The organism is Pseudoalteromonas sp. 2CM36K (assembly GCF_023161865.1).
GTDB lineage: Bacteria > Pseudomonadota > Gammaproteobacteria > Enterobacterales > Alteromonadaceae > Pseudoalteromonas > Pseudoalteromonas tetraodonis.
The window spans coordinates 18,620-41,430 of record NZ_JALNTK010000006.1 but is presented as its reverse complement, the minus strand read 5'-3'; the positions used below and the strand labels follow the sequence as shown (position 1 = coordinate 41,430).

Below are 22,811 nucleotides of genomic sequence, written 5' to 3'. Positions count from 1 at the left end.
GTATCCTTAGCAACAGCAAAACAAAACGTCAATCTTTGATAAACCAATAACTTTCCGCCCCTCTTGCGGTACTCAGCTCTAAGTGTTTAGCATAAAAATCAACCCGAATTTGTCCTACATCACCGGTGCTATATTGTTTGGCGTTTATTTTATTGTAACGCTTAACTACCGCTTTACTTGGAAATTGCCACTGGCCTTGATACGCACTTGAATGAATCACAAGTGTTGGGTTTACGGCCTCGATAAACTCGACACTGGAAGAGCTATCACTGCCGTGATGAGGACTTAACAAAACGGTACTTTGTAAATCATGCCCTTGTTTAATTAATTTAGACTCCCTCGCCTTTGATATATCACCAGTGAGAAGCACACTATGGTTTGCGCTTGAGACTTTAACAACACAGGAATTATCATTACGGTTATTAAACTCATCTTTTGAAAAGGTTTGAATACTCAAGCCTTGAAAGTCTATTTTTGTCGCTATGCAGTCTTTATATACACCACTTGGATGAAAATAATCAAAGCTCCATGCATAACCGGCTTTTTTAAAGTGCGCAACGCCTCCTGCATGGTCGTTATCTTGATGGCTTACAATCGAGTTAGTTACTGTTAGGTTATGAGCATTAATATAGGGTAGTAAAACACTAGTGACACGACTAAAGCGATTAAAATAACTCGGGCCAAAATCATAAATAAACGCATGTTTATCTTTTTCTATCAGTACCATTAAACCGTGGCCTACATCAAATACGTTTAACTGCCAAAGGCTGGTTTGCGTGAAGTAATAGTTAAAAAGCAAAGTCAAAATCGGAATGCAGGCTAGTAAGCGAAGCTCAATAAAATAAAGTAAGGGTACAACACTATAAAGCAGCACCACGGTGGTTATACTTACCTGTCCTACATTAAGCCAACGTATCTGCTGAGGTATTGCCTGCAACATTTGATACAAGTTGGTCAGTGGAAAATCATATAACACAATAAATGCATGCCAATCGGTTAATAACCCCACCAACACGCTTAAAAATAAAGCAGGCATTAATACAAAAGATAAAATGGGAATAGCCACAAGATTTAAAACTAAACCCACTAAACTCACGCCATTGAAAAAGTATAATGACAGGGGTAATAAGCCAATAAATAATCCCAGTTGAATAATAAATAATGTTCGCATATTGGCCAGTAGTGAGTGACCCCGAAGTGGAAACTGCTTTAAAACCATAAAAATAATACATACCGCTAAAAACGAAAAGTAAAGACCTGGATTTAGTACACTAAATGGATTAACCGCTAAAATAATAACCAACGAATATAAAATACTGCGCCATCTCAATGATTGCTTTGCCAAGTAATAAAGCAACAAATAACAACCCAGCATAATTAAAGCGCGAGTTGCGGAGATGATAAAATCACTCAAGTAAACATATATGAATGCCACTACAAAGCCGACAGCGCTATAAACAATAGAAACATTTATGCCTTGATTTAGTTCAGGTTTAACCAACTTAAGACAAAAACGTGTAACAAAATAACAAAAACCAAACACTAAAGAGATATGCAACCCAGAAATGGCTAATAAGTGACTTAACCCAAGACTCTGCATTAACCGCTTTTGCTCGAATGTCATCAATGACTTATCGCCGGTTAAAAGTGTATAATATAGCCATTTAAGCTCAGCATTATTTACCAGCTTTTTTACATAGGCTCTATAAGCTGACACGGTATTATTTTTTTGAGAGCTTTTAATATTAAGCTGCTTATTGAGCACTGTACCTTTAAAGGCTATCTTTTGTGTAAAAGCATAAAGCTGATTATCAAAAACAGTAAAATTTTTAATAGTTCTATAATTATTCAGTCTCACTTGGGCATTAAAAGTATCACCAGATTTAATTGGTTGTGCAAAATTGATACTTAATAAGGCATAAGGTGCCCTAAAGTGACTATATTCACTATCTTCTAAATGGGTTATTTTAGCTTTTATATATTGGGGAGGCGTAGCAGAGATAACCTCTTCGACCACCACACCGACAGAATAAGCATATTTTTTGTGCTGTTCAGGTAACTCAAATGAATAAAACAAGATAAAATGTGCGGCTACACAGCAAATACCGCAAATTAAGCCTAACAATACAGTTAAAAACGGCTTAAAATACGTGCTCACAATAAGGATTGAAATTGTGATAACTGTAAACTCAAGGGTTTGATAATAAAATACGGTAATAACGACACCGATAACAAACCCAAGACTCATCCACACAGACGTAAATGGTTGCTTTAAATGGCTAAAAAAACGATCCAACGGTTTTTACCTGATCCAAATAAAATTAGACATCACAAATCACTAAGGATATTTGGTCGTCTTTTACATGATGCTAACCTTTGGCATTTAAATCGACGCTCAGCACGCGGTGCCTTTGCCGTTGGACTTTTTTTTGCATTCATCCCTGTTCCTTTTCAAATGGTGCTAGCAGCTGCCGCAGCCATAATCTTAAGAGTTAATTTGCCTATTTCTGTTGCTTTGGTGTGGATCACCAACCCACTTACAATGCCACCTATTTTTTACGGCTCATACTTGGTTGGTACATTAGTACTAAATCAACCTGAGCAGCATTTTGCGTTTGAGGCTAGTTGGGCGTGGTTTATAGAAAGCCTTACTACCATTGGCCCTGCTTTTTTAGTGGGTTCGTTTGTGTGCGCATCTATTGCCAGTGTTATTGGCTATTTTGGTATTGATTTAATTTGGCGTCGCTCAGTAAGAAAAGCTTGGATATCTAGAAATAACTAGCGACTACTTCATCAAGTACTTCTGTTAATATTACTATAGACAAAAAAAAACCAACTTAACAAGTTGGTTTTTTTATAAACGAATAACAGTACTTAGAAACGAAAAACGCGTCTTAATCCAACTAAAGGTAGCAGTAATAAACCAAACCATGAGAAGCTGGCTGAGCTACGTTCATAAAACTCTGCATCTGGGGCTTTACAATTTTCAACTTCACCATTAGCAATCGGTGAAAGTTTTACTGCAACAGCAACACTTTCATATTGAATGTTACCATTTATGTCGGTTATGACCTCACCTAGTGAGTCTAATTTTTCAACCGTTTTAGTTGCCACACCAAATACTTCATTATTTTCGTTGATTGATTTCGCCTCTACCATTTTATAACTAAAGCTAGTTTCACCATCACTGTCAAAACATGGTAGTAGATTATTTAGATTAGTGATTTTGTCATCACCAATTTTATAAATAAACGCTTCTGAACGCCTTGTACTCGCTGTATCACCAACATCACCTTCGCCTACAATATAACCTTGATTATTAATATCATTTGCATATGAGCTTGAGCTAATAAAATAATCTTCAGGAAACACCGTCGTGTTTGTATTTATATCGTGGTAAAAGAGTTTGTTTCTTAAAGAGCCTTCAATGCGTTTAGTAGCATAACCTGCAATAATGTCATTATCATTGATTGCAAATGCTTTACCTCCTTCCCAATCATCTTGCTGGTTTATAAAGTCAACTACCTCACCGTCTTTAAAATAAGTTGGCATACTGTAGATTCTATTATCGTTGTCAATATCTCGGGTATCTGAAGACCCTACAGCAATACCATTACTATTCACAGCTAATGCAATACTATTAAATGGAGTTCTGTCTTCATCTTCTTCCGGAGTAAGCGCTAAACCTAGCAACTCTGTTGAAGTCACATTATAAGTGCTGTCTAGAGTCCATTTAACCGCTGTTTTATTAAACACACCTCGCGTATTTCGAGAATTAATTAACTCGATACAAGCCATAACTGGCTCATCAAGGCCATCACAATTGTCTGTAATTGTGGTTTGTCTCTCAGCAGGAATACTGACCGATACATTACCAACAACAATGTAACCAGTGTCAGTGGCAACAATATCAGATGCTTTACTAGTCCCACCGTGTTCAGTAAATTCTGGTAAAAGCGGCACTTCAACACCACCAGCAGAGATTAAAATTCCGCGCTCTATAAACTCACGAGTAAACCACGTTTCTTCATCAGTTTCGCCATCTGGTGTAAAGCTCACTTTATCAAATGCTGCACTTCCCCAACCAACCGTAGTACCGTCTTGCGCTACACCTGTATAAAAGTTACTTACTGATCGAGTTAGCCCATCATAATCAAGTGAAGATTCATCGAAAAGAGACTGCTCAGTTATTAAACCGTTATTATAGCTTGTAGCAATAAGCGAACTGATTTTTTGATATTCAAAATCTTCAGACCGAGAAGATAGAAAGCCAACCATAAAAGTATGTGCGTCAGCATTAGTGTAAACAGCATCATTATTTTCTATATCATCGAGGGTAAAGGTTATTTCTTTATCAATGTTTTCAAACCTTTTAACTTCGGTGTCGTATGCACTCTTTATTATATTATCTGTAAAGTCGATATAACTAATATCAATAGGTAGGTTAAACAATCCGTTAGCTTGACCTATAATATGGCCGTTTTCACTCACATCAGTAACATAAGTATGTTTGGCAGCTTCAAAGTCACCTAATTCGGTTAACTGGTACGTTGCACTTAATGCTGATGTACTCAGTGTGGCTAAAACACTGGCCGCGAGTAATTTATATTTCATTTTATTCCTTACTACTGATTCTTTAATTCTTCAAGTTCTTCCCAACGCTCAAAAGCGGCTTCAAGGTCAGACTCAAGTTGGGCTAAATGGTTCAATTCCTTGGCTGTTATATCACTGTCTTGCTTGAAAAAATCTTCATGACTTACTCGTTCTTGTTGTTTTTCAAGTTCAGCTTCAAGTTGCTCCATTTTATTAGGTAGTTGCTCTAGTTCAAGTTTTAATTTGTAAGAGAGTTTATTTGCTTTGTTATTGCTTTTAACTGGCGTTGGCTCTGTTTTTTCAACTTTTTTGACTGGATGCTTTTGCAACTCTTTGTGCTGCTCCGCCAAATAGTTGGTATACGCTTCATAATCACTGTAGCCACCAACTATATCAGTAACTTTGCCGTTACCTTCAAATGCCCAAACACTCGAACAGGTATTATCAATAAACTCTCGGTCGTGACTTACTATAAGCACAGTACCTTGATATTGGTTAATAATATCTTCAAGTAGCTCTAATGTTTCTATATCTAAGTCATTGGTAGGCTCATCGAGCACTAATATATTTGAAGGTTTCAAAAATAACTTGGCTAATAACAACCTGTTTTTCTCACCACCTGAAAGTGCTTTTACCGGTGTACGAGCACGTGCTGGCGGAAATAAAAAGTCTTGTAAATAGCCTAACACGTGACGTGAGCGTCCGCCCATCATCACTTCTTGCTTACCTTCAGCAACGTTATCTTGAACGGTCGCTTCTTCATCAAGCTTCTCACGGTACTGATCGAAATATGCAAACTCTAAGTTAACACCTTGCTTTATTTCACCACTGTCTGCTTTTAAATCACCAAACAACAATTTTAATAGCGTTGTTTTACCAATACCATTAGGCCCCACCAAACCAATACGATCGCCACGCATCACTAAGGTAGAGAAATCATCAGCTATCACTTTGTCTTTAAATGCATGGTTTAGGTGTTTAGCTTCAAATACTAGTTTACCTGAACGATCCGCTGTTTCGATATTGAAATCAGTTTTACCTACTTGTTCCACACGTTGTTTACGTTCATTACGTAATTGTTTGAGCTCACGAACACGGCCTTCATTACGGGTTCGACGAGCTTTAACACCTTGGCGGATCCATGCTTCTTCTTCCGCTAAGCGTTTATCAAACAATGCATTTTGTGTTTCTTCTACTTTTAAATCATGCGCTTTTTGTTCTAAGTAAGTGGCATAATCACCAGGATAAGAAATTAGTTTACCGCGATCTAAATCTAAAATACGTGTAGCAACAGCTCGAATAAATGCACGGTCATGCGATATAAATACAATACCGCCTTTAAATTCTTTTAGGAATTGCTCTAACCACATTACACTTGTCATATCCAAGTGGTTAGTAGGCTCATCGAGCAGTAATAAATCAGGCTCACTCACTAAAGCACGCGCTAATGCAACTTTACGTAACCAACCACCAGAAAGCGACTCAAGTTTCGCATCAGGAGTTAGCTCTAATTGAGTAAGTACAAGTTGAATTCGGCTATCAAAACGCCAGCCATCTGCCGCCTCTAATTTATTAGATAAACGCTCTAATTTATTTAATAGTTGATCAGTGCAATCTGTTTGCAATTGTGTGCTTACATGATGAAAGTCAATAAGTAAGTTAGCAATTTCGGGCATACCTTGGGCAACATAATCAAATACAGTGCCACTTGCCCCTTTAGGTGGATCTTGCTCTAAACGCGATATTTTTAAACTACCAACTTGGTTTATTTCGCCATCATCAAGTATTACTTGACCGTCGAGTACTTTTAAAAGCGTTGATTTACCTGCACCATTGCGACCTACAATACAAACACGTTCGCCACTTTCGATTACTGCATCTGCATTATCAAGTAATGGGTGTGTACCGTAAGCTAATTGTGCTTTTGAAATTCTAATTAAATCCATAGTTAATCTTTACTCTTATTCTGCTTGCGCTAAAAACTGCTGCGCCTGAGGTGCAGTAAAAGGCCAAAATAATTGTTGGCCTTGTTGATTTTTTAAAACCGGAATGCTTATTTGATACTCTAAAATTAATGCGTCATCGCTCATAATATCAATAAGTTGTAATTCATCGGTTGATGAAAGTAACGGTTTTAACAGCTGCTCTGCTTGCTCGCACAAGTGGCAGCCGTCGGTGTGATATAAAATCCACTTAGCCATGTTTAATTAACCAGCTATTATGAATTTTTTTATTTCGTTTAAAGTCAGGAGATAAGGTTTTTTCAGAAATATTTTCTGCTTTTAACCCTAACCCCATCAAGCCAACTTCATCCATTACAAAACCGCGTTTATTATTAGAGAATATTAGCGTACCCGATGGGCTCAATATTTTTTTAACCCAAGTTAACAGCTTAATGTGGTCGTTTTGCACATCAAACGCGTCTTTCATTCGTTTAGAATTTGAAAAAGTAGGCGGATCTAAAAAGATCAGGTCATACTGCCCTTGTGCATACTCTAGCCATTTTAAACAATCTGCTTGCTCAAAACGATAACGTGTATTGCTAATATCGTTAAGCGCAAAGTTATCTTGACCCCACTTTAAGTAGGTTTTAGATAAATCAACGGTAGTAATCGCTTTTGCGCCACCAATGGCTGCATGAACTGAGGCGGTTCCTGTGTATGCAAACAGGTTCAAAAAGCGCTTATCTTTTGCGTTTTCTTGAATGTAACGACGTGCAAGGCGATGATCTAAAAATAGCCCCGTGTCTAAGTAGTCAAATAAATTAACTTTAAACTTAGCACCAAACTCTTCTACTACCATGGTTCTATTTTGCTTAGCCATGGGTGTATATTGCTCTTCACCTTTTTGCTTTTTACGTACTTTTACAGCAATGTTTTCAGGTGCAATATCAAGTTGTTGTGCTGTCAAGCTAATAACATCTTGTAAACGCTTCTCAGAGGTTTTTTCATCAATCTCTTTCGGTGCTGCGTATTCAAAAATAACCGCTGAATCACCATAAATATCAACCGCAACGTTGTATTCAGGAATATCTGCATCGTAAACACGATACGCATGGACTTGATTTTGCTTAAGCCAATTTTTTAAACCTTGCTTGTTCTTTTTCAGGCGATTAGCAAATGCCATCGAGCCTTCGAAGTTTAAAGCGGGTTTGTCATCAGAGGTAAGGCTGACTTGCTTGTCATCAAGCTGATACAGGTTTAATTCAACATCAAGGGGGCCATTTTTAAATTTATAGCGTTTTTGCTTCACTAATTTAAGTAATTTAAACAGGCTTTCATCCATGCCCAGTAGAGCGAGTTTCCAATGATTAAAGTGCTTTTTAAAACCAACACCTAAGCTACGATGCAAGTTTACAAGTTCAGCCATAGAACCAATACGCTCACCATAAGGTAAGTTAGAAATAACAACACCCGGCAATTTTGCAACGCTCGTCAGTTTTGTCGCATCGCTTTGCTTAAATTTAATCACCGTATCAAGCTCTGCACGCTGCGCATTAGCAATCGCTTTATCAAGTACTTGTGCATCGTAATCATGGCCAATTAACCATAATTTAGGATCAGTAATATTCGCTAATAGTTGCTCTTTAAGTTCTTTGAATTTTGCCACTCTAAAGCTAGGTAAACGCTCAAACGCGAATCCTTCACGGAATAATCCAGGCGCCTCATTACGTGCCATTCCAGCCGCTTCTATTAAAATAGTGCCGGCACCACAACATGGATCGAATAGTGGTTGATTGACATTTTCGAGCCAGCCACTACGTTTTATTATTGCCGCAGCTAAATGCTCTTTTATGGGTGCTTTGCCTTGACCTTGACGGTAACCACGCTCTGATAAACGCGGCCCTGAGTAATCAATATAAAGTGAAACACCATGGCGATTTAAACGTGCAACCACTCGCACATTGGCATCTTGCTTATCTACATTTGGTCGCTGTTCAAATAAATCGTTAAAGTAATCAACAATAGCATCTTTAATTACTAAACCAGAAAACTGGGTATTTTTAAGTGAATCGTTTGTGCCATTAAAATCAACAGCAAAAGTTTGTGTTGGGCCAAACCATTCTTGCCAAGGTTGTAAGCGTGCAAATTTGTACAAGCTGTCTTTGTCATTTACGCCTTCTTTTTCTTCAATAAGCATAAGTACACGCGTAGCAAAGCGTGTAGATAAACACACTTTTTGCGCTAGCAATGAGTCAGCCTCAAAGCGAACAGAACCCACAGTTTGCTTTGACACCGTAGCGCCAAGTTCTGTAAGTTCATCAACCAATAAATTTTCGATTCCGATAGAAGTAAGTGCGATAAATTGCAAAGTAAAAACCCTTAATAGCTAATTGCGCGGGATTATAACATAGGTTTGCGTACAAATACGCCTTAAACAAGCCTCAAAGACTAAATTAGGCTAAGCTGTTTGGCTATCGTACTGTGAGGTAATTAAGGGGTGAACTCGGTTGTTTAAAACGCGGATAACTTCAAACTGGGCAAGTGATAGATTGTCATCTAGTGCAAAGGTTTCACTTAAATTAATGCACACAGAAGCATCTGGACAATGCTCTATAATTAAAAACTCGCCAGTTTGTGATTCTGAGCTTAAATTAATAACCGCTTCAGTACTAGGTGTACTACCAGTATACGGTTTAAAAAACCAACTTTTTGCCAACACTGGTTTTAATTGAAATTTAACTGCCGTTGCATTGAGCGCTATTTGGCATAACTGGGCAGGATTCCATAAATTAAACTGCGCAAGGTAATAATAAACTTGCTCATAAAAGGCTGCATCTTCAAGGCTGAAGTATGGGTTTTCAAAAGCACAATCGGTGAGCTGTCTAAGCTTATAAGGTGTACAAAGTTGCATATCGTCATTTAAATCAAGCAGTAAGCGGTTTTTTTCAGCACACGCTATCCACTGCCATTGCTTTGACGCTTGTAACATTTGCTCCTCCCTACTTAATACTTAAAAAATAAAATAAGACAATAAGCTTAGAGTATAGCTGCTTTTGACCATTTTTAAAACGTCTTTTTAGAACATTTATCGAACGATCAAAAGCTTACATAACTGATCCTTATAAGTCGTTAATGATCGACTTGACCAATTGCGGTCCTTTGTATATAAAACCGGTATAAACTTGAACTAAATCTGCACCCGCATTAAATTTTTCTTTTGCTGATTTAGCATCATCAATACCACCCACACCAATAATAGGTAACTGATTGTTTGTTAAACGCTTGAGTTCAGAAACAACATGGGTGGAACGCTCCCTAACTGGCGCTCCTGATAAACCGCCTGCCTCATCAGCATACTGCTGACCTTGCACTAAGCTACGCTCTAAGGTGGTATTTGTGGCTATAACACCATCAATTTTATTATTTAACAGTGACTCGCTCACTTGTTCAATTTGAATTGGATCTAGGTCTGGCGCAATTTTCACCAACATAGGCACATGCTTATTATGCTTGGCAATTAAATCAAGCTGTTCGTTTTTCAAGCTTTGTAATAAGTCATCTAATGCTGCGCCATATTGCAGGTCTCGTAAGCCAGGGGTATTGGGTGATGAAATGTTTACAGTGATGTATGATGCATGCTCAAACACTTTACGCATACAGTGAATGTAATCATCTTTACCCTGCTCATTTGGTGTATCTTTATTTTTACCAATATTAATACCTAAAATGCCATCATACTTTGCTGCTTTTACGTTATTTACTAGATTATCAACGCCTTTATTATTAAAGCCCATGCGATTAATAATTGCATTCGACTGTGGCAATCTAAACATACGAGGCTTATCGTTACCTGCTTGTGGACGCGGTGTTACTGTGCCTACTTCGACAAAACCAAACCCCATTTGGGCGAATGCATCAATACACTCGGCATTTTTATCAAGACCAGCGGCAAGCCCTACGGGATTTTTAAATTCGAGGCCTAAAAAGTTCACAGGCTTATTTGCCACGCTTTGTGACCACGCGGCACTTAACGGTGTATTAGCAAAGCGACGTAAGTTATTAAGAGCAAAATCATGGGCCCACTCCGCATCACGGGTAAACATAAAACGGCGAGCTAAATCGTAAAACATGAATATAATCCTCTTAAAGTTGTAGACAAAAAAATACCTCAGACAAGGCTGAGGTATTATATAACAAAAAACTGTTTAACGATTAATTTTAATCAGTTGCAGTTTATTACTTTGCAGAGGTATCACAGTTGTGGCTTAGTAACATAAGCTCTCTAAGTGCAACTGAGAATTTTGCAAAGTCATGACTTTGCGATGTTTTAAATTCCGTTAGCATTTGTTTCCAGCGCTGTAACAACAGATCTTGGCTATCCATCCACTGTTCAATTTGACCATCAACATCACTACTATCACCTTCAAAGCTGTTTAACACTACTTCAGATAATGTACGTTGTTGCCAATCTAACTCTTCACGATATGAAGCACGCGCAAGTGCTTGCCAATGGTTTGAAACAGGTTGATTAGTAATTTGGTCTAAGAACCAATGTAGCCCCATTTGCGCACCAAGTTTGAAGTAAGTGTGCGATACCATATCGATTTTACGGTTAGAGTTTTGCGCAATTTGTGTCAAGTCCATTACAGAGAACAAGCTTGATAACGATACAATACGCTGAGCAATCTCAACCGGAACACCGCTTTGCGTTAGCTCTTCACGTGCACTTTCTATACGATCGCTTTCTGCTTTAACAATGTATTTAGTTAAGTTTTCACTTAAATCGGCAAACGTAGGTGCAAATGCTTCAATTGATTGCTCAATTGTTTGTGCTTTCGTACGGTGACGTAAGAACCAACGAGTTGCACGACGAACAGTACGACGTAACTGGTACAACATTTCTGTTTGTACGCTAGACGGTATCTTGTTATCTAAATCACTAATCGATAACCAAGTTTCACGCATTTGGAATATTTCACTTGCGATTGAATAACATAATGCAATCTCAGCTTCGTTTGCACCTGTTTCTTCATTCATACGCACCATAAAGTTTAAGCCCATATCGTTAACAATATTATTTGCTAACTTAGTGGCAATGATCTCTTTGCGTAGTGGGTGATTATTCATAGCATCGTTAAACTTCTCACGTAATGGACGTGGGAATGATTTAACCAATAACTGACGATAGTACGGGTTTTCGGTAATTTCGTCGGTTACTAATGACTCTTTAAGAACCATTTTCGCATAAGAGACCAACACTGAAAGCTCAGGACGTGTTAAATCTCTGCCTGCGGCAGCACGCTCTGCTAACTCCTCATCCGTCGGAATAAACTCAATCGCACGGTCTAACTTGCCCTCTTTTTCAAGCGCATGAATAAAACGAATTTTTTCTTTAAGCGTTGAGGTCCCTTTCGATTGGGTAATCGATAAAGTGTGTGTTTGACGATAACAGTCTTTAAGCACTAACTCAGATACTTCGTCGGTCATTGAGTAAAGTAACTCATCACGTTGCTTACGTGTTAAATCACCTTCGGCAACTAAACCATTAAGTAAGATTTTAATGTTTACTTCGTTATCTGAACACGCAACACCGCCTACGTTATCGATAAAATCAGTATTTACACGGCCACCTTTAGCAGCAAATTCAATACGACCTAACTGGGTTGCTCCTAAGTTACCGCCTTCGCCAAAGACTTTAGCGCCAAGGTCTTTACCATTAATGCGCAGTGCATCGTTTGCACGGTCCCCTACATCCGCATCTGTTTCTTTAGAGTGCTTAATGTATGTACCAATACCGCCATTCCACAATAAATCAAACTCCATCATAAGTGAGGCTTTGATCAATTCATTAGGCGTCATGCTCGCTTTTTTAGTGCCCAACATTTTTTTCATTTCTGGGCTTAGCGTAATCGACTTGGCTGCACGAGAGAACACACCACCGCCGCTTGAAATTAACTCTTTGTTGTAATCTTCCCATGATGAACGTGGCAAATTAAATAAACGCTCGCGCTCTGGGTAAGAAGTAGCTGCATCGGGGTTTGGATCCACAAAAATATGTAAGTGGTTAAACGCCACTTGCAAGCGAATGTGCTTTGATAACAGCATACCGTTACCAAATACGTCACCGGCCATGTCACCAATGGCAACGGCAGTAAAGTCTGTGGTTTGACAGTTAATATCCATTTCACGGAAATGACGCTTAACAGACTCCCATGCACCACGAGCCGTAATACCCATCTTCTTATGGTCATAACCTACTGAACCACCTGATGCAAACGCATCACCTAGCCAGAAGTTATATTCGTTTGCGATGCCGTTGGCAATATCAGAGAAAGTCGCAGTTCCCTTGTCTGCTGCAACCACTAGGTATGCATCGTCTTCATCATGACGAGTAACATCAACAGCAGGTACAACTTCGCCGCGCTCAATATTATCTGTGATGTCTAATAAACCACGAATGAAGATTTTATAACATTCTTGGCCTTCTTTGATAAACGCTTCGCGCTCACTAGGTAGTTGTTTACATACAAAGCCACCTTTTGAGCCAACCGGTACAATTACGGTATTTTTAACCTGCTGCGCTTTTACCAAGCCCAAAACTTCAGTACGGAAGTCTTCACGACGGTCTGACCAACGAAGGCCGCCACGCGCAACTTTACCAAAGCGTAAATGCACACCTTCAACACGCGGCGAGTAAACGAAAATCTCAAACGCAGGAACAGGCAGTGGTACTTCTGGAATTAAACTTGGCTGAATTTTAAGTGAGATGTAAGACTTAAACTTACCTTCAGCATCTTTTTGGAAGTAGTTTGTACGCAGCGTAGCAACAATCATATCAACGTATAAACGGATAATACGGTCATCATCAAGATTCGCTACGTTTTCTAACTCTGCATAAATTTCTAAGCCTAGCTTTTCAAGCGTTTTAGCACTTGCAGGACTTTTAACTGAGAATTTTTTAGCAAATAAATTAACGATTTTAGCCGCGATGTGTGGGTAATTAGCAAAGGTGCTTTCGATGTACGTTTGCGAGAAAGTAACCCCAATTTGGCGCATGTATTTAGCGTACGCACGTAAAATGGATGCTTCGCGACCGGTTAACCCACCCATTAACACTAAACGGTTAAAACCATCGTTTTCTAAACGATTTGCCCACACACTGGTTAGTGCGGCACGAAAACGTGCGGAAATTTTATCAAAATCGGCCATCCCTTTGCTATCAATCAGCATTGAGAAGTCCATGATCCAATTAATGCCACCATCACTGGTTTTAACTGAGTAAGGTGTTTCACCTACAACACGTAAACCAAAGTTTTCCAGCATTGGCATCACATCTGATAAATGAATTGGCTCATCTTTGTGGAATAAGCTTAAACGAACAATATTGCTGCTCGCCTCTTCTTGTGGACGATAAAACAACATCTCAAGTTTGTTGTCATCGTTTAGCATTTCTAGCTTTTCAATATCAACAACAGCGGCACTTGGTAATACTTCTTCTTTGTATGAACGTGCAAAAGCGTTGCAGTATTTACGGTTTAATTCGTTGCCACGGGCTTCACCAGCAGATTCCAGCAAGGCTGATTGGAGTTTATCTTCCCAGGTACGAGCGGCTTCAATTAGATTATTTTCTATGTCTTTCACGTTATATTCAATATTGTTATCGGTCACACGAACGGTGTAATGAGTACGCGCCAGTGTTGACTCTGAGAAATAGGTAGTAAATTCGACTTTAACGTCAGAATTAAATGCATTCGCTAAAATAGCCTGCGTTTCGCGGCGCAGCGCCGTGTTATAACGTTCACGTGGTACATACACCATACAAGATAGGAAGCGACCGTATGCATCTTTGCGAACAAATAAACGACACATATCGCGTTCTTGAATTTGTAACACGCCCATAGCAACTTCAAGTAGCTCATGTTCGCGAGCTTGCACTAATTCGTCACGTGGATAGGTTTCTAAGATATTTAATACCGCTTTGTATGCATGTGTACCCTTAGCAAAATCACACATATCCATAATGCGATTAATCTTGCTTTTAAGAACTGGGACATCAGCAGCGCTGTTGTTATAAAAGTTAGATGAGAATAAACCTATAAAACGGTCTTCACCAATCACATTACCTTTGTCATCAAAACGCTTAACACCCACATAATCAATATAGGCTGGGCGATGAACTCGAGATAATGAATTGGTTTTCGTTAATATTAATAAGTTGCTACTACGTGCTTCTTGACGAGCCACTTCAGGTAACTCAGAAAGCAAACGTGTATGCTCAGCATCCGAGTTTTTCATTAACCCTAAGCTGGTATCCATTTTACCTTTTAACTGATAATCACCTTGAACTGGCGACAGCTCATATTGGCGGTAACCCATTAATGTAAAGTTGTCTTTTACCAGCCAATCTAAAAACTCAACGGTTTCATTTATTTCGTTATCATTTTTATCTTTGTGGCTTTTAGGCAAGCTTTTGCTAACTGCGATTAGTTTTTCGCGAATAGGCTGCCAATCTTCAACTGCAACCGATACATCAACTAATACAGATTCAAGTTCTTTTTTGAAAGACTCAATAACAGTAGCATCTGTTTGACGGTCAATTTCTATGAAGAATACTGTTTTTGTTGATGTTGATTCTTGCTCTGCTTTTAAGCTTGATAACCCTGATATTTTATCGTTTTTATCACGTTGAATTTTCAGTGGGCTATGTAGAAGTAAGTGAGAGGCAATGTTTTCTCGTGTCATGGCCATACGCACAGAGTCAACTAAAAATGGCATATCTTTAGCAATGATCTCTACAATGGTATGCGATGACTGCCAGCCATCTTTTGCCACTTCAGGGTTGAAAACGCGAATAACTGCGTCATCTGATGTATTTTTTTCTAGCGAATTCCAAAGGCTAAGTGCAGCACCATATAAGTCACTGTCGTTGCGATTTGCCAAATCCTCTTTAGACATATTGCTGTACAAGGCTTTGGCGAATTTCTCAACGAGTAACACATTATCAGCGCGAACTTTTTTCTGGATAAGCTTACAGACGTTATCTAAAATAACCGAGGCTTGGCCTTCATTTCGTGTCATTGTATGTTCCTTAATCTATCACTGCTAGTTTAGCAGAGTATTTGTACAGCCATTTATTAGCGTGGAGTCAGTTAAATTCTAACCCTTTTGAAACTAATAAACAGCCTTTTCGATGAAAACATTTTAAGCATTTCAGCTATTTGGTCATCTATTCACAAAATATAGATATAAATGGCCATTACTGGCCATTTTGGAGCAAATTTATTCACCTTATTTTTTCTGGTCAGTCCAGAGCAAGCTGCCAATTGCAGGTAAAAGTAACACTGCGCCCAGCATATTTACTAAAAACATGAAGGTAAGCAGAATTCCCATATCAACTTGGAACTTCAAATCAGAAAAAATCCACGTACTTACACCAATCGCTAATGTAATACCGGTAAATAACACCGCACTACCACGTTCAACTAATGCATTACGATAAGCAATACTCAATGGTACGTTTTGTTTTAACTGCCCCATCATCGATGACAAAATATAAATACCGTAATCAACACCAATACCTACACCCAGAGCAATCACTGGTAACGTTGAAACAGTCAGACCAATCTCAAGCTGCACCATCAGTGCTTGTGCCAATGTTGATACTATGTACAAGGGTAATACCACCGCAATGGTAGCTTTTACACTCTTAAAACTAAGTAAGCATAAAATAATAACCGCACCGTAAACATAGAGCATCATGGGTATTTGCGCTGCTGAAACAGACTCATTCGTTGCAGCCATAACACCAACTGGCCCAGATGCCAATTTAAAGGCAAGTTTATCTGTACCCTCTTCATCGGCAAATTGTTTAACTTTTGCAATCACGTTATCAATTGTTTGTGCTTTGTGATCGTCTAAAAATATAATCACCGGCATTACCGAACAATCACCGTTTAATAACCCTGTACTGGTTTCTACACGTGACGTTGATTGCACTAAGCTGGCAGAATTGCGCGGCAAACTTTGCCACTTTAAATTGCCCTCGTTGTAACCGGCATTAACTGATTGTGCCACTGAACTTAAGCTCACCGCTGACTGCACGCCCGCTAAGTTTTCAACTTTATATTGAAAACGCGATATACGTTCCATTACATCATGCTCTGTACAGGCCGCAGGGTATGCTTCCACAATCACTTTCAAAATGTCAGACGAAATGGTGTATTTGTCCGATATTAAAAAGGTATCTTGGTTGTAACGTGCATCTTGGTGCAACGATGGCGCACCTGCGTGTAAATCACCAATACGCATTTTATCCGCTTGCCAATACCCTAATGCAAATAAAACCAAGGTTAAACCTATGATCACTTTTGCTGTTTTAGGGTCAGTTGCTTTAACTAATAAATCGCGCATTGCATCGAGTATATTAGGTTTGTTGGCATCACCCGATTGAATATGGATGCTGTTTTCAAAACGCATATACGATGCCCATACAGGCAATAAAATAAGGTTAGTAAATATAATAACGGCCACCCCTAAACTTGCTGTAATAGCTAGTTCACGAATGATGCCGATATCTATAGTTAAAAGTGTTAAAAAGCCAACCGTATCTGATAACAACGCAATCCCACCTGGCACCAGCAAAGCTCTAAAGCTAGATTGACAACACACGGCGGTGGTTTTGCCCTCAGTGACTTTTTTACCAATGGCGTTGATCATCTGCACACCGTGGCTTACACCAATTGCAAAGACTAAAAAAGGAACTAAAATTGACATAGGATCAAGGCCAAAGCCTAAACTAGACAATAAGCCTAACTGCCAAATAACGGCAATAATAGAACACACAATTGGTAAAATAGTGAGTTTCAAGCTGCCACAAAACAGCCATACCATGACGAATGTAAACGCAATCGCGATGGCAAAAAATAAAACAACCCCTTTTGCGCCTTCAGCGATATCGCCAGCCATTTTTGCAAAACCGATAATATGAATACTGATATTATAAGTACTTAGAGGTTCACGAATCTCGGTTTCTAATTTTTTTGCAAACGCGAGGGTGTCTAATTTTTCTTGTGTTTGCGGATCAGTCTCTAACAGTTGGGCGGTGACCATGGCACACGAATAATCGCTTGCTATCATACGACCCACTACTTTTGCCTTTTCAATGTTTTCTTTTACAACGCCTAACCCTTGCTTGTCTGCTTTAAAGTTAGCTGGAATGATAGGGCCCCCAGCAAAGCCGTCTTCAACAACTTCAACAAAACGGGCACTGGGTGAAAAGATAGAATTTACTAAAGGACGATTTACCCCAGGAATAAAATAAAGCTGATCGTGCACTGCTTTTAATTGAGTAAAAAATTCAGGATTGAAGATATCTCCGCTTTCGTCACATACGGAAATTAAAATACTATTTGCACCACCAAACTGTTTCTCATGTTTAGTGTATACCTTCATGTATTCATGATTGAGCGGGATATTTTTATTAAATGACGCATCAAGTTGAATCTGTGTTGCTTTAAAAACCAACAAACAGGTAATTAGCACAAAACTTATGAGTACTACTGTGCGGTGCCTAAAAATCGCTTTTTCTAAGAAATCTAAAATTGCTTGCATTAAGGGGTCAACTCCTTCACTTTAATGCCATTTTCTGTCGCCATAATAAGTCTATCTTTAACAATTACACCATCAAGTATTGCTTTACCATCAGCCAATTGCTCGTATGACAGCTCATCATCTTTTAGATGAAAAATAACACCGCTATTAGCCAGTAATAGCCATTGTTTATTGTTGTAGTTGATAATGCTATTAATAGTGGCGGTTTTGTCATTTTCTAAATGCTGCCATTGTCCACTGTCGGTATTATTTACGAAAATATTACCGCGTAGCCCCGCGACGATTTGTTGCGATGAATCAGAAGCAAAACCAAAAAACGAGCCAGGGTAAATTTCATCTATCCGTTGCCAAGTTTGGCCATCGTCATCACTTTTTGCCATTAAGCCCATCTCTCCCACTAGCATTAAACCCGTGCTAGTCGGTTCTATGCGGTTAAAATGTGGCAAAATAGACGAAGTTTCTATTTCATACCCTTCGGGATCGGTTTCTTTTAAATCGTTTAAGTACGCTCTATCTTCACTAAATAACAGTGAATCTAAAAACCGTTTTTGCCAATGTTCGCCGCCATCACTGGTTTGATAAAACATACCGTAGGCGCCCACGGCATAACCATGTAAATCGTCTTTAAAATAAATATCTAAACAGGGTTTATCAAGTGAGGGCTTTGCTTGTTGTAACTGCCAGTTTTCACCACCGTCGGTGGTATTTATAATTGTGGCGTCATGTCCACATGCCCAGCCGTAAGAATCATTAGTAAATTCAACCGCCGTTAGTAATACTTGTGTAGGCACTGATTGTGCTTGTTGCCAATTGTTACCATCAACACTTTTAATAACCGTACCGTGTTTACCCACAGCAATGAGCCCTGCTGAGGTTTGTGTGATATCGGTAAGGAGTGTTTTATCTGCATTAATCGCGCTAATCGCACTTAAAGGTGCGTCTTGTGCAAAACTCGCACCGCTTAGGATCAGGCTGGCATAAACCAAATACTTCATAAATTAAATTCGCCTTGAACTGAGGATTTGTTTGTCTGTTATAAAGAGGAAAACCTGTGCGTTAATAGACAAACGCGATGTGAAAGAAAAAAGGCACCTAGGAAACTAGGTGCCTGCTTTTATACTATCTGCCAGCGCGACGTAAAGCGCTCGATGTGAACTCATTATCATTAAATGACTGAGAAAAATCATACATCTTTTCTTGGTTATCTAAACCAATGGCTAAGTAGCGACGTGAGTTAAGGTCGTGGTAAACCTCAAGCGTACTCCACTGAGTCGGTACTTCGTAGTAGTTAAGGCCATAAGCCATTGCTACACGATACAGTTGGTCGCGATTATCGTATATATCGGTAACATGTACTTGCCAGCTGTCTTCATCAATGTAGAACACACGTTTTTTATAAATATGGCGCGTGTCATCTTTTAAGTTCGCTTCAACAACCCACACACGATGCTTTTCATAACGTGTATGCTCTGGATTGATGTGGCCAGGCTTTAAAATATCATCATAGGTTAGCTTATCGCTGTGAAGCTTGTAGCTATTGTATGGGATGTAAAGCTCTTGCTTGCCTTTTAGCGTCCAGTTATAACGATTTGGTGAGCCGTTAAACATGTCAAAATCATCGGTAGTACGTAAGCTATCTGCTGCTGTCCCCGGAGCATCATACGCTACATTAGGTGCACGACGAACACGACGCTGACCTGAATTATACGTCCACGCTTGACGTGGTGTTAATATTTGATCCATGGTTTCATGTACTAACAACGCCGTACCTGCCAAACGTGCTGGCTCTGTCACTTGCTGTTTAAACTTAAACAAAATATTAGAGTCTTGTAGTTCAGCCGGCGTTGCACTTGGATCAGAATATTTAACTAAGAGTTGCTCATCAAAGCCAACATAGTTGTACGACCCCGATGCTGTTGGCGCTGCTTGACCACCGAAGCGCTCAATTGATTGACCACGATAGCGAAGTAAATGGTTCCAAATTGCTTCTAAACCTGTTTTAGGAATTGGAAATGGAATACCAATTGCTGTGTTCTTAATCCCGTTACCGCCTTCAACTAATTCAGCTGTAGTAGCAAATTTCTTTGTCGCATCGTATACAAACTGTGGGTATGATGCTGAACGACGTGTTTTGTAAATAGGCATTTTAAACGTATCTGGGTACGCTTCAAATAATGCTATTTGCCCTGGGCTTAAATTTTCTTTGTACTTATCAATATTGCTTTTATCTATAGTAAACAATACTTCATCAGTTGCGTAAGGGTCTAAGTGGTGCATACCTGGCTCATAGCCTGCTGGTGCAGCAGTAATACCGCCGTTCCACGCTGGGATTGAACCATCTGCATTAGCTGCTTTTTCTGCCCCAATTGGGCTTAGGTCTTTACCTAGACGCGCAGCTTCTTCTGGACTAATTTTAGCCAGTGCTGTGTGACTTGCAAACAAACTACAAAACGCTGTAGCAATGAGGGTAGGTTTTTTAATCATAATAATGTTACCCCTAGATAGAATATTTTAAGTTAAAAGAAACGTAATCTCGGTCAGAGAAAGTGTTGGTGTCGCCACCACCCCAAAATGAGTTGTAACTTACATCTAAAGACCATGCATTTTGGTAATTAAAGCTCATAGTAGCACCTAGTGACTTACGATCTTCAATAAATAAGAACATTGGATCAGGCGTATTACCATTAACATCATGCGAGAACACAAAACGAGGTGAGAAGTTAATACCATTGTAAATATTAAAGTAATCACCTTTGGCAATTAAGCGATAACCCCAAGACGACGCCGTAGCAAACGATTTTTGCTCAGGACCATTTGATAAAGCCATATGCAATGCAGAATAATCTGAACTACCTGGGCCTTGCATAATACCGCTTCGACCAGTACCAGAAACATTTAAACGTATTTCATCGTATTCAGGCATATTGTTGATTCGAACACCACCAATTTCACCGACAACTGCCCAGCTATCAGCACCTAATGACGGGCCAAATAAATGCGTGGCCGTAAACTGTAGCTGTGAAGTATTACGTTCAATGTAACCTTTAGCTAGCTCGCCTGGACCTACAACACTTGCAGCATCACCTTTACTCATTTGCGAAATACCCGCAAATTCAGGGCGTAAGCCGGCAATCGCTAATTGCTCAGGCATAGCTGCATAAAGTAATTCTACGTCATCGATTTGTAGTGGTTCGTCTTCACGGAAAGTGAATTCACCTGCAAACGCAGTTTCACCCAGCGAGGTATTAAAACTCAAACCATATAGTTTAATATCTTCAGGGTATTCGTTTGTCGCTTTAGCAAATGCTGTTAGGTCAGAGACGTTATCAGAGGTAATTTCAGTGGTGGCAATCATGGCTAAATCTTGTTGCAATGATGCTTGCGTGAAATTAGATACGCGGCCCGAAATAAGTGGACGGCGGCTGTGATAATTTACATGATAAAGTGCCACTTCTGTATCGTTCCACTCTGGCAAAAACATACCTAAGCGCAGACCATATTGACCGCCATCATCTGGCTCTGTTTTTCCATCATAGCCTTTACCTTTAAGGGCAACCTTAGTTGGGTACGCTAAGTACATATTGGCCAGTAATTGTTGTCCAGCTGCACTTGAAGGGTCAATACCTTGGCTCGCAGCCACTTGGCCATAAGTTGCCATCAGGTTATTCAAGTTATCTGTTAAAAACGCTAAGTCAATATCAGGGTTTGAAGTAAAACCAAGCTGTACATTTTGTTGATAACCGTTTTCAGCCGCAAAATCATTGGTAGAAAAATAAGTCCCTGCTGCAGGTAAACGTGTTTCATGCCATTGGTATTGATAAAAGCCCTCTAAGGTCATGTTTTCTGTAAGCCCTAATGAGGCCCACAACATACCAACCGGAATAAACGCTTCTTTTAGTTCAGCACCTGGTGCTTTTAATCGGTCAATATCAACCGGGTTTACGTTAATACCATGAGAGATTAATGTACTTTCCCCCCAGTTAACCACTTGTTGACCAACTCGAATAGAAAGCGGGTTTTTGCCTTCATTTAAATCAAAGTTTGCCCACACATACGCATCAAGTAGACGAATGTCAGCACAGCTTTGCTCTTTAGTATCATCATCATCACACGGATCTACACCCTGACCTGATGTTGGATTAACGTAGGCACGATCGCCGTCCATTAATTCAAAATCATAAAAATACATAAAACGCGTAAATAAGCCGTAGTTATCTTTACTTATTGATAGGTCATGCGTGCCTTTTAATAGCTTTGAAAAAGTTTCGCTGCTATTAAAGTTTAAATCGCCTGCATCCCCATTATTTGAATAAGAGCCCGGTTGAGCCCAGACATCTTGAGATGAATAAATTGTATTGATTGCTGGGTTATAGCCAGTCCAATCGAAAGATGGGTTATTACTTTTACCAATGAGGTTAAAGTCACGGTCTTCTACGCGAATACTTTGCCCATAAGAAAAAGTAGAGTCGAAAGCGATATCAAAACCGCCTACCTCAAATGTTGCAGCCTGTGTCTGTGCTGCTGATAAACCGATAGCCGCAGCTGTTAAGCCGAGTACTATTTTATTTTTAACAAAAAGCGATCTTCTTATCATTTTGGTTCCCCCCTGTCGCGGGTATTTTTTGTGTGATCAAGTTATTGTTTTTAGTGTAATCGTAACGATAG

General features: G+C 39.3%; 13 protein-coding genes. 1 reads left to right on the top strand and 12 read right to left on the bottom strand.

The annotated features are described in order from the left end of the window. Positions 1 to 28: 28 nt before the first annotated feature. Positions 29 to 2,296: a DNA internalization-related competence protein ComEC/Rec2 gene (locus MTN97_RS05090; protein WP_193049180.1), complete on the bottom strand. Its 2,268-nt coding sequence runs from the start codon at positions 2,294 to 2,296 to the stop codon at positions 29 to 31. On the opposite strand from MTN97_RS05090, the gene MTN97_RS05085 reads away from it, so the two are divergent. Further along, positions 2,276 to 2,782 (top strand): DUF2062 domain-containing protein, encoded by a 507-nt coding sequence (locus tag MTN97_RS05085; RefSeq protein ID WP_248473827.1) that lies wholly within the window; start codon positions 2,276 to 2,278, stop codon positions 2,780 to 2,782. The two genes, MTN97_RS05090 and MTN97_RS05085, sit on opposite strands and share 21 nt — an antisense overlap. Before the next feature lie 92 nt (positions 2,783 to 2,874). Here the strand turns inward: MTN97_RS05085 and MTN97_RS05080 are convergent, their stop codons facing one another. The 11 genes from MTN97_RS05080 to MTN97_RS05030 all read right to left on the bottom strand — a co-directional run bounded on the left by MTN97_RS05080 (position 2,875) and on the right by MTN97_RS05030 (position 22,740). Further along, positions 2,875 to 4,614, bottom strand: coding sequence for a DUF3466 family protein (locus MTN97_RS05080; protein WP_054201006.1), 1,740 nt, complete (start codon positions 4,612 to 4,614; stop codon positions 2,875 to 2,877). Between the two features lie 11 nt (positions 4,615 to 4,625). Then, positions 4,626 to 6,539, bottom strand: a complete 1,914-nt coding sequence (locus MTN97_RS05075; RefSeq protein ID WP_193049182.1) for an ABC transporter ATP-binding protein — start codon at positions 6,537 to 6,539, stop codon at positions 4,626 to 4,628. 15 nt (positions 6,540 to 6,554) lie between these two features. Beyond that, positions 6,555 to 6,794 carry a glutaredoxin family protein gene (locus MTN97_RS05070; protein ID WP_008112065.1) on the bottom strand — a complete coding sequence of 80 codons (240 nt, stop codon included), beginning with the start codon at positions 6,792 to 6,794 and terminating at the stop codon, positions 6,555 to 6,557. Continuing rightward, the gene (rlmKL, locus tag MTN97_RS05065; RefSeq protein ID WP_010390144.1) at positions 6,787 to 8,904 is read right to left on the bottom strand and encodes a bifunctional 23S rRNA (guanine(2069)-N(7))-methyltransferase RlmK/23S rRNA (guanine(2445)-N(2))-methyltransferase RlmL; all 2,118 of its coding nucleotides are present in this window, start codon (positions 8,902 to 8,904) and stop codon (positions 6,787 to 6,789) included. The genes MTN97_RS05070 and rlmKL overlap by 8 nt, the downstream gene beginning before the upstream one ends. 90 nt (positions 8,905 to 8,994) lie before the next feature. Next, positions 8,995 to 9,525, bottom strand: a complete 531-nt coding sequence (locus MTN97_RS05060) for a cell division protein ZapC (protein WP_054201007.1) — start codon at positions 9,523 to 9,525, stop codon at positions 8,995 to 8,997. Between the two features lie 130 nt (positions 9,526 to 9,655). Next, positions 9,656 to 10,666 carry a quinone-dependent dihydroorotate dehydrogenase gene (pyrD, locus tag MTN97_RS05055; RefSeq protein WP_248473826.1) on the bottom strand — a complete coding sequence of 337 codons (1,011 nt, stop codon included), beginning with the start codon at positions 10,664 to 10,666 and terminating at the stop codon, positions 9,656 to 9,658. Between the two features lie 106 nt (positions 10,667 to 10,772). Beyond that, on the bottom strand, positions 10,773 to 15,614 hold the full coding sequence (locus MTN97_RS05050) for an NAD-glutamate dehydrogenase (RefSeq protein ID WP_214552895.1): 4,842 nt from the start codon (positions 15,612 to 15,614) through the stop codon (positions 10,773 to 10,775). Positions 15,615 to 15,824: 210 nt separating this feature from the next. Continuing rightward, the gene (locus MTN97_RS05045; RefSeq protein WP_248473825.1) at positions 15,825 to 18,146 is read right to left on the bottom strand and encodes an efflux RND transporter permease subunit; all 2,322 of its coding nucleotides are present in this window, start codon (positions 18,144 to 18,146) and stop codon (positions 15,825 to 15,827) included. Then, positions 18,146 to 19,141: a WD40/YVTN/BNR-like repeat-containing protein gene (locus MTN97_RS05040; RefSeq protein ID WP_248473824.1), complete on the bottom strand. Its 996-nt coding sequence runs from the start codon at positions 19,139 to 19,141 to the stop codon at positions 18,146 to 18,148. Before MTN97_RS05040 ends, MTN97_RS05045 begins: the two co-directional genes overlap by 1 nt. Positions 19,142 to 19,265: 124 nt before the next feature. Next, positions 19,266 to 20,630, bottom strand: a complete 1,365-nt coding sequence (locus MTN97_RS05035) for a DUF1329 domain-containing protein (RefSeq protein ID WP_008112052.1) — start codon at positions 20,628 to 20,630, stop codon at positions 19,266 to 19,268. A 13-nt stretch (positions 20,631 to 20,643) separates the two neighbouring features. Further along, on the bottom strand, positions 20,644 to 22,740 hold the full coding sequence (locus MTN97_RS05030; protein ID WP_248473823.1) for a DUF1302 domain-containing protein: 2,097 nt from the start codon (positions 22,738 to 22,740) through the stop codon (positions 20,644 to 20,646). Positions 22,741 to 22,811: the final 71 nt, after the last annotated feature.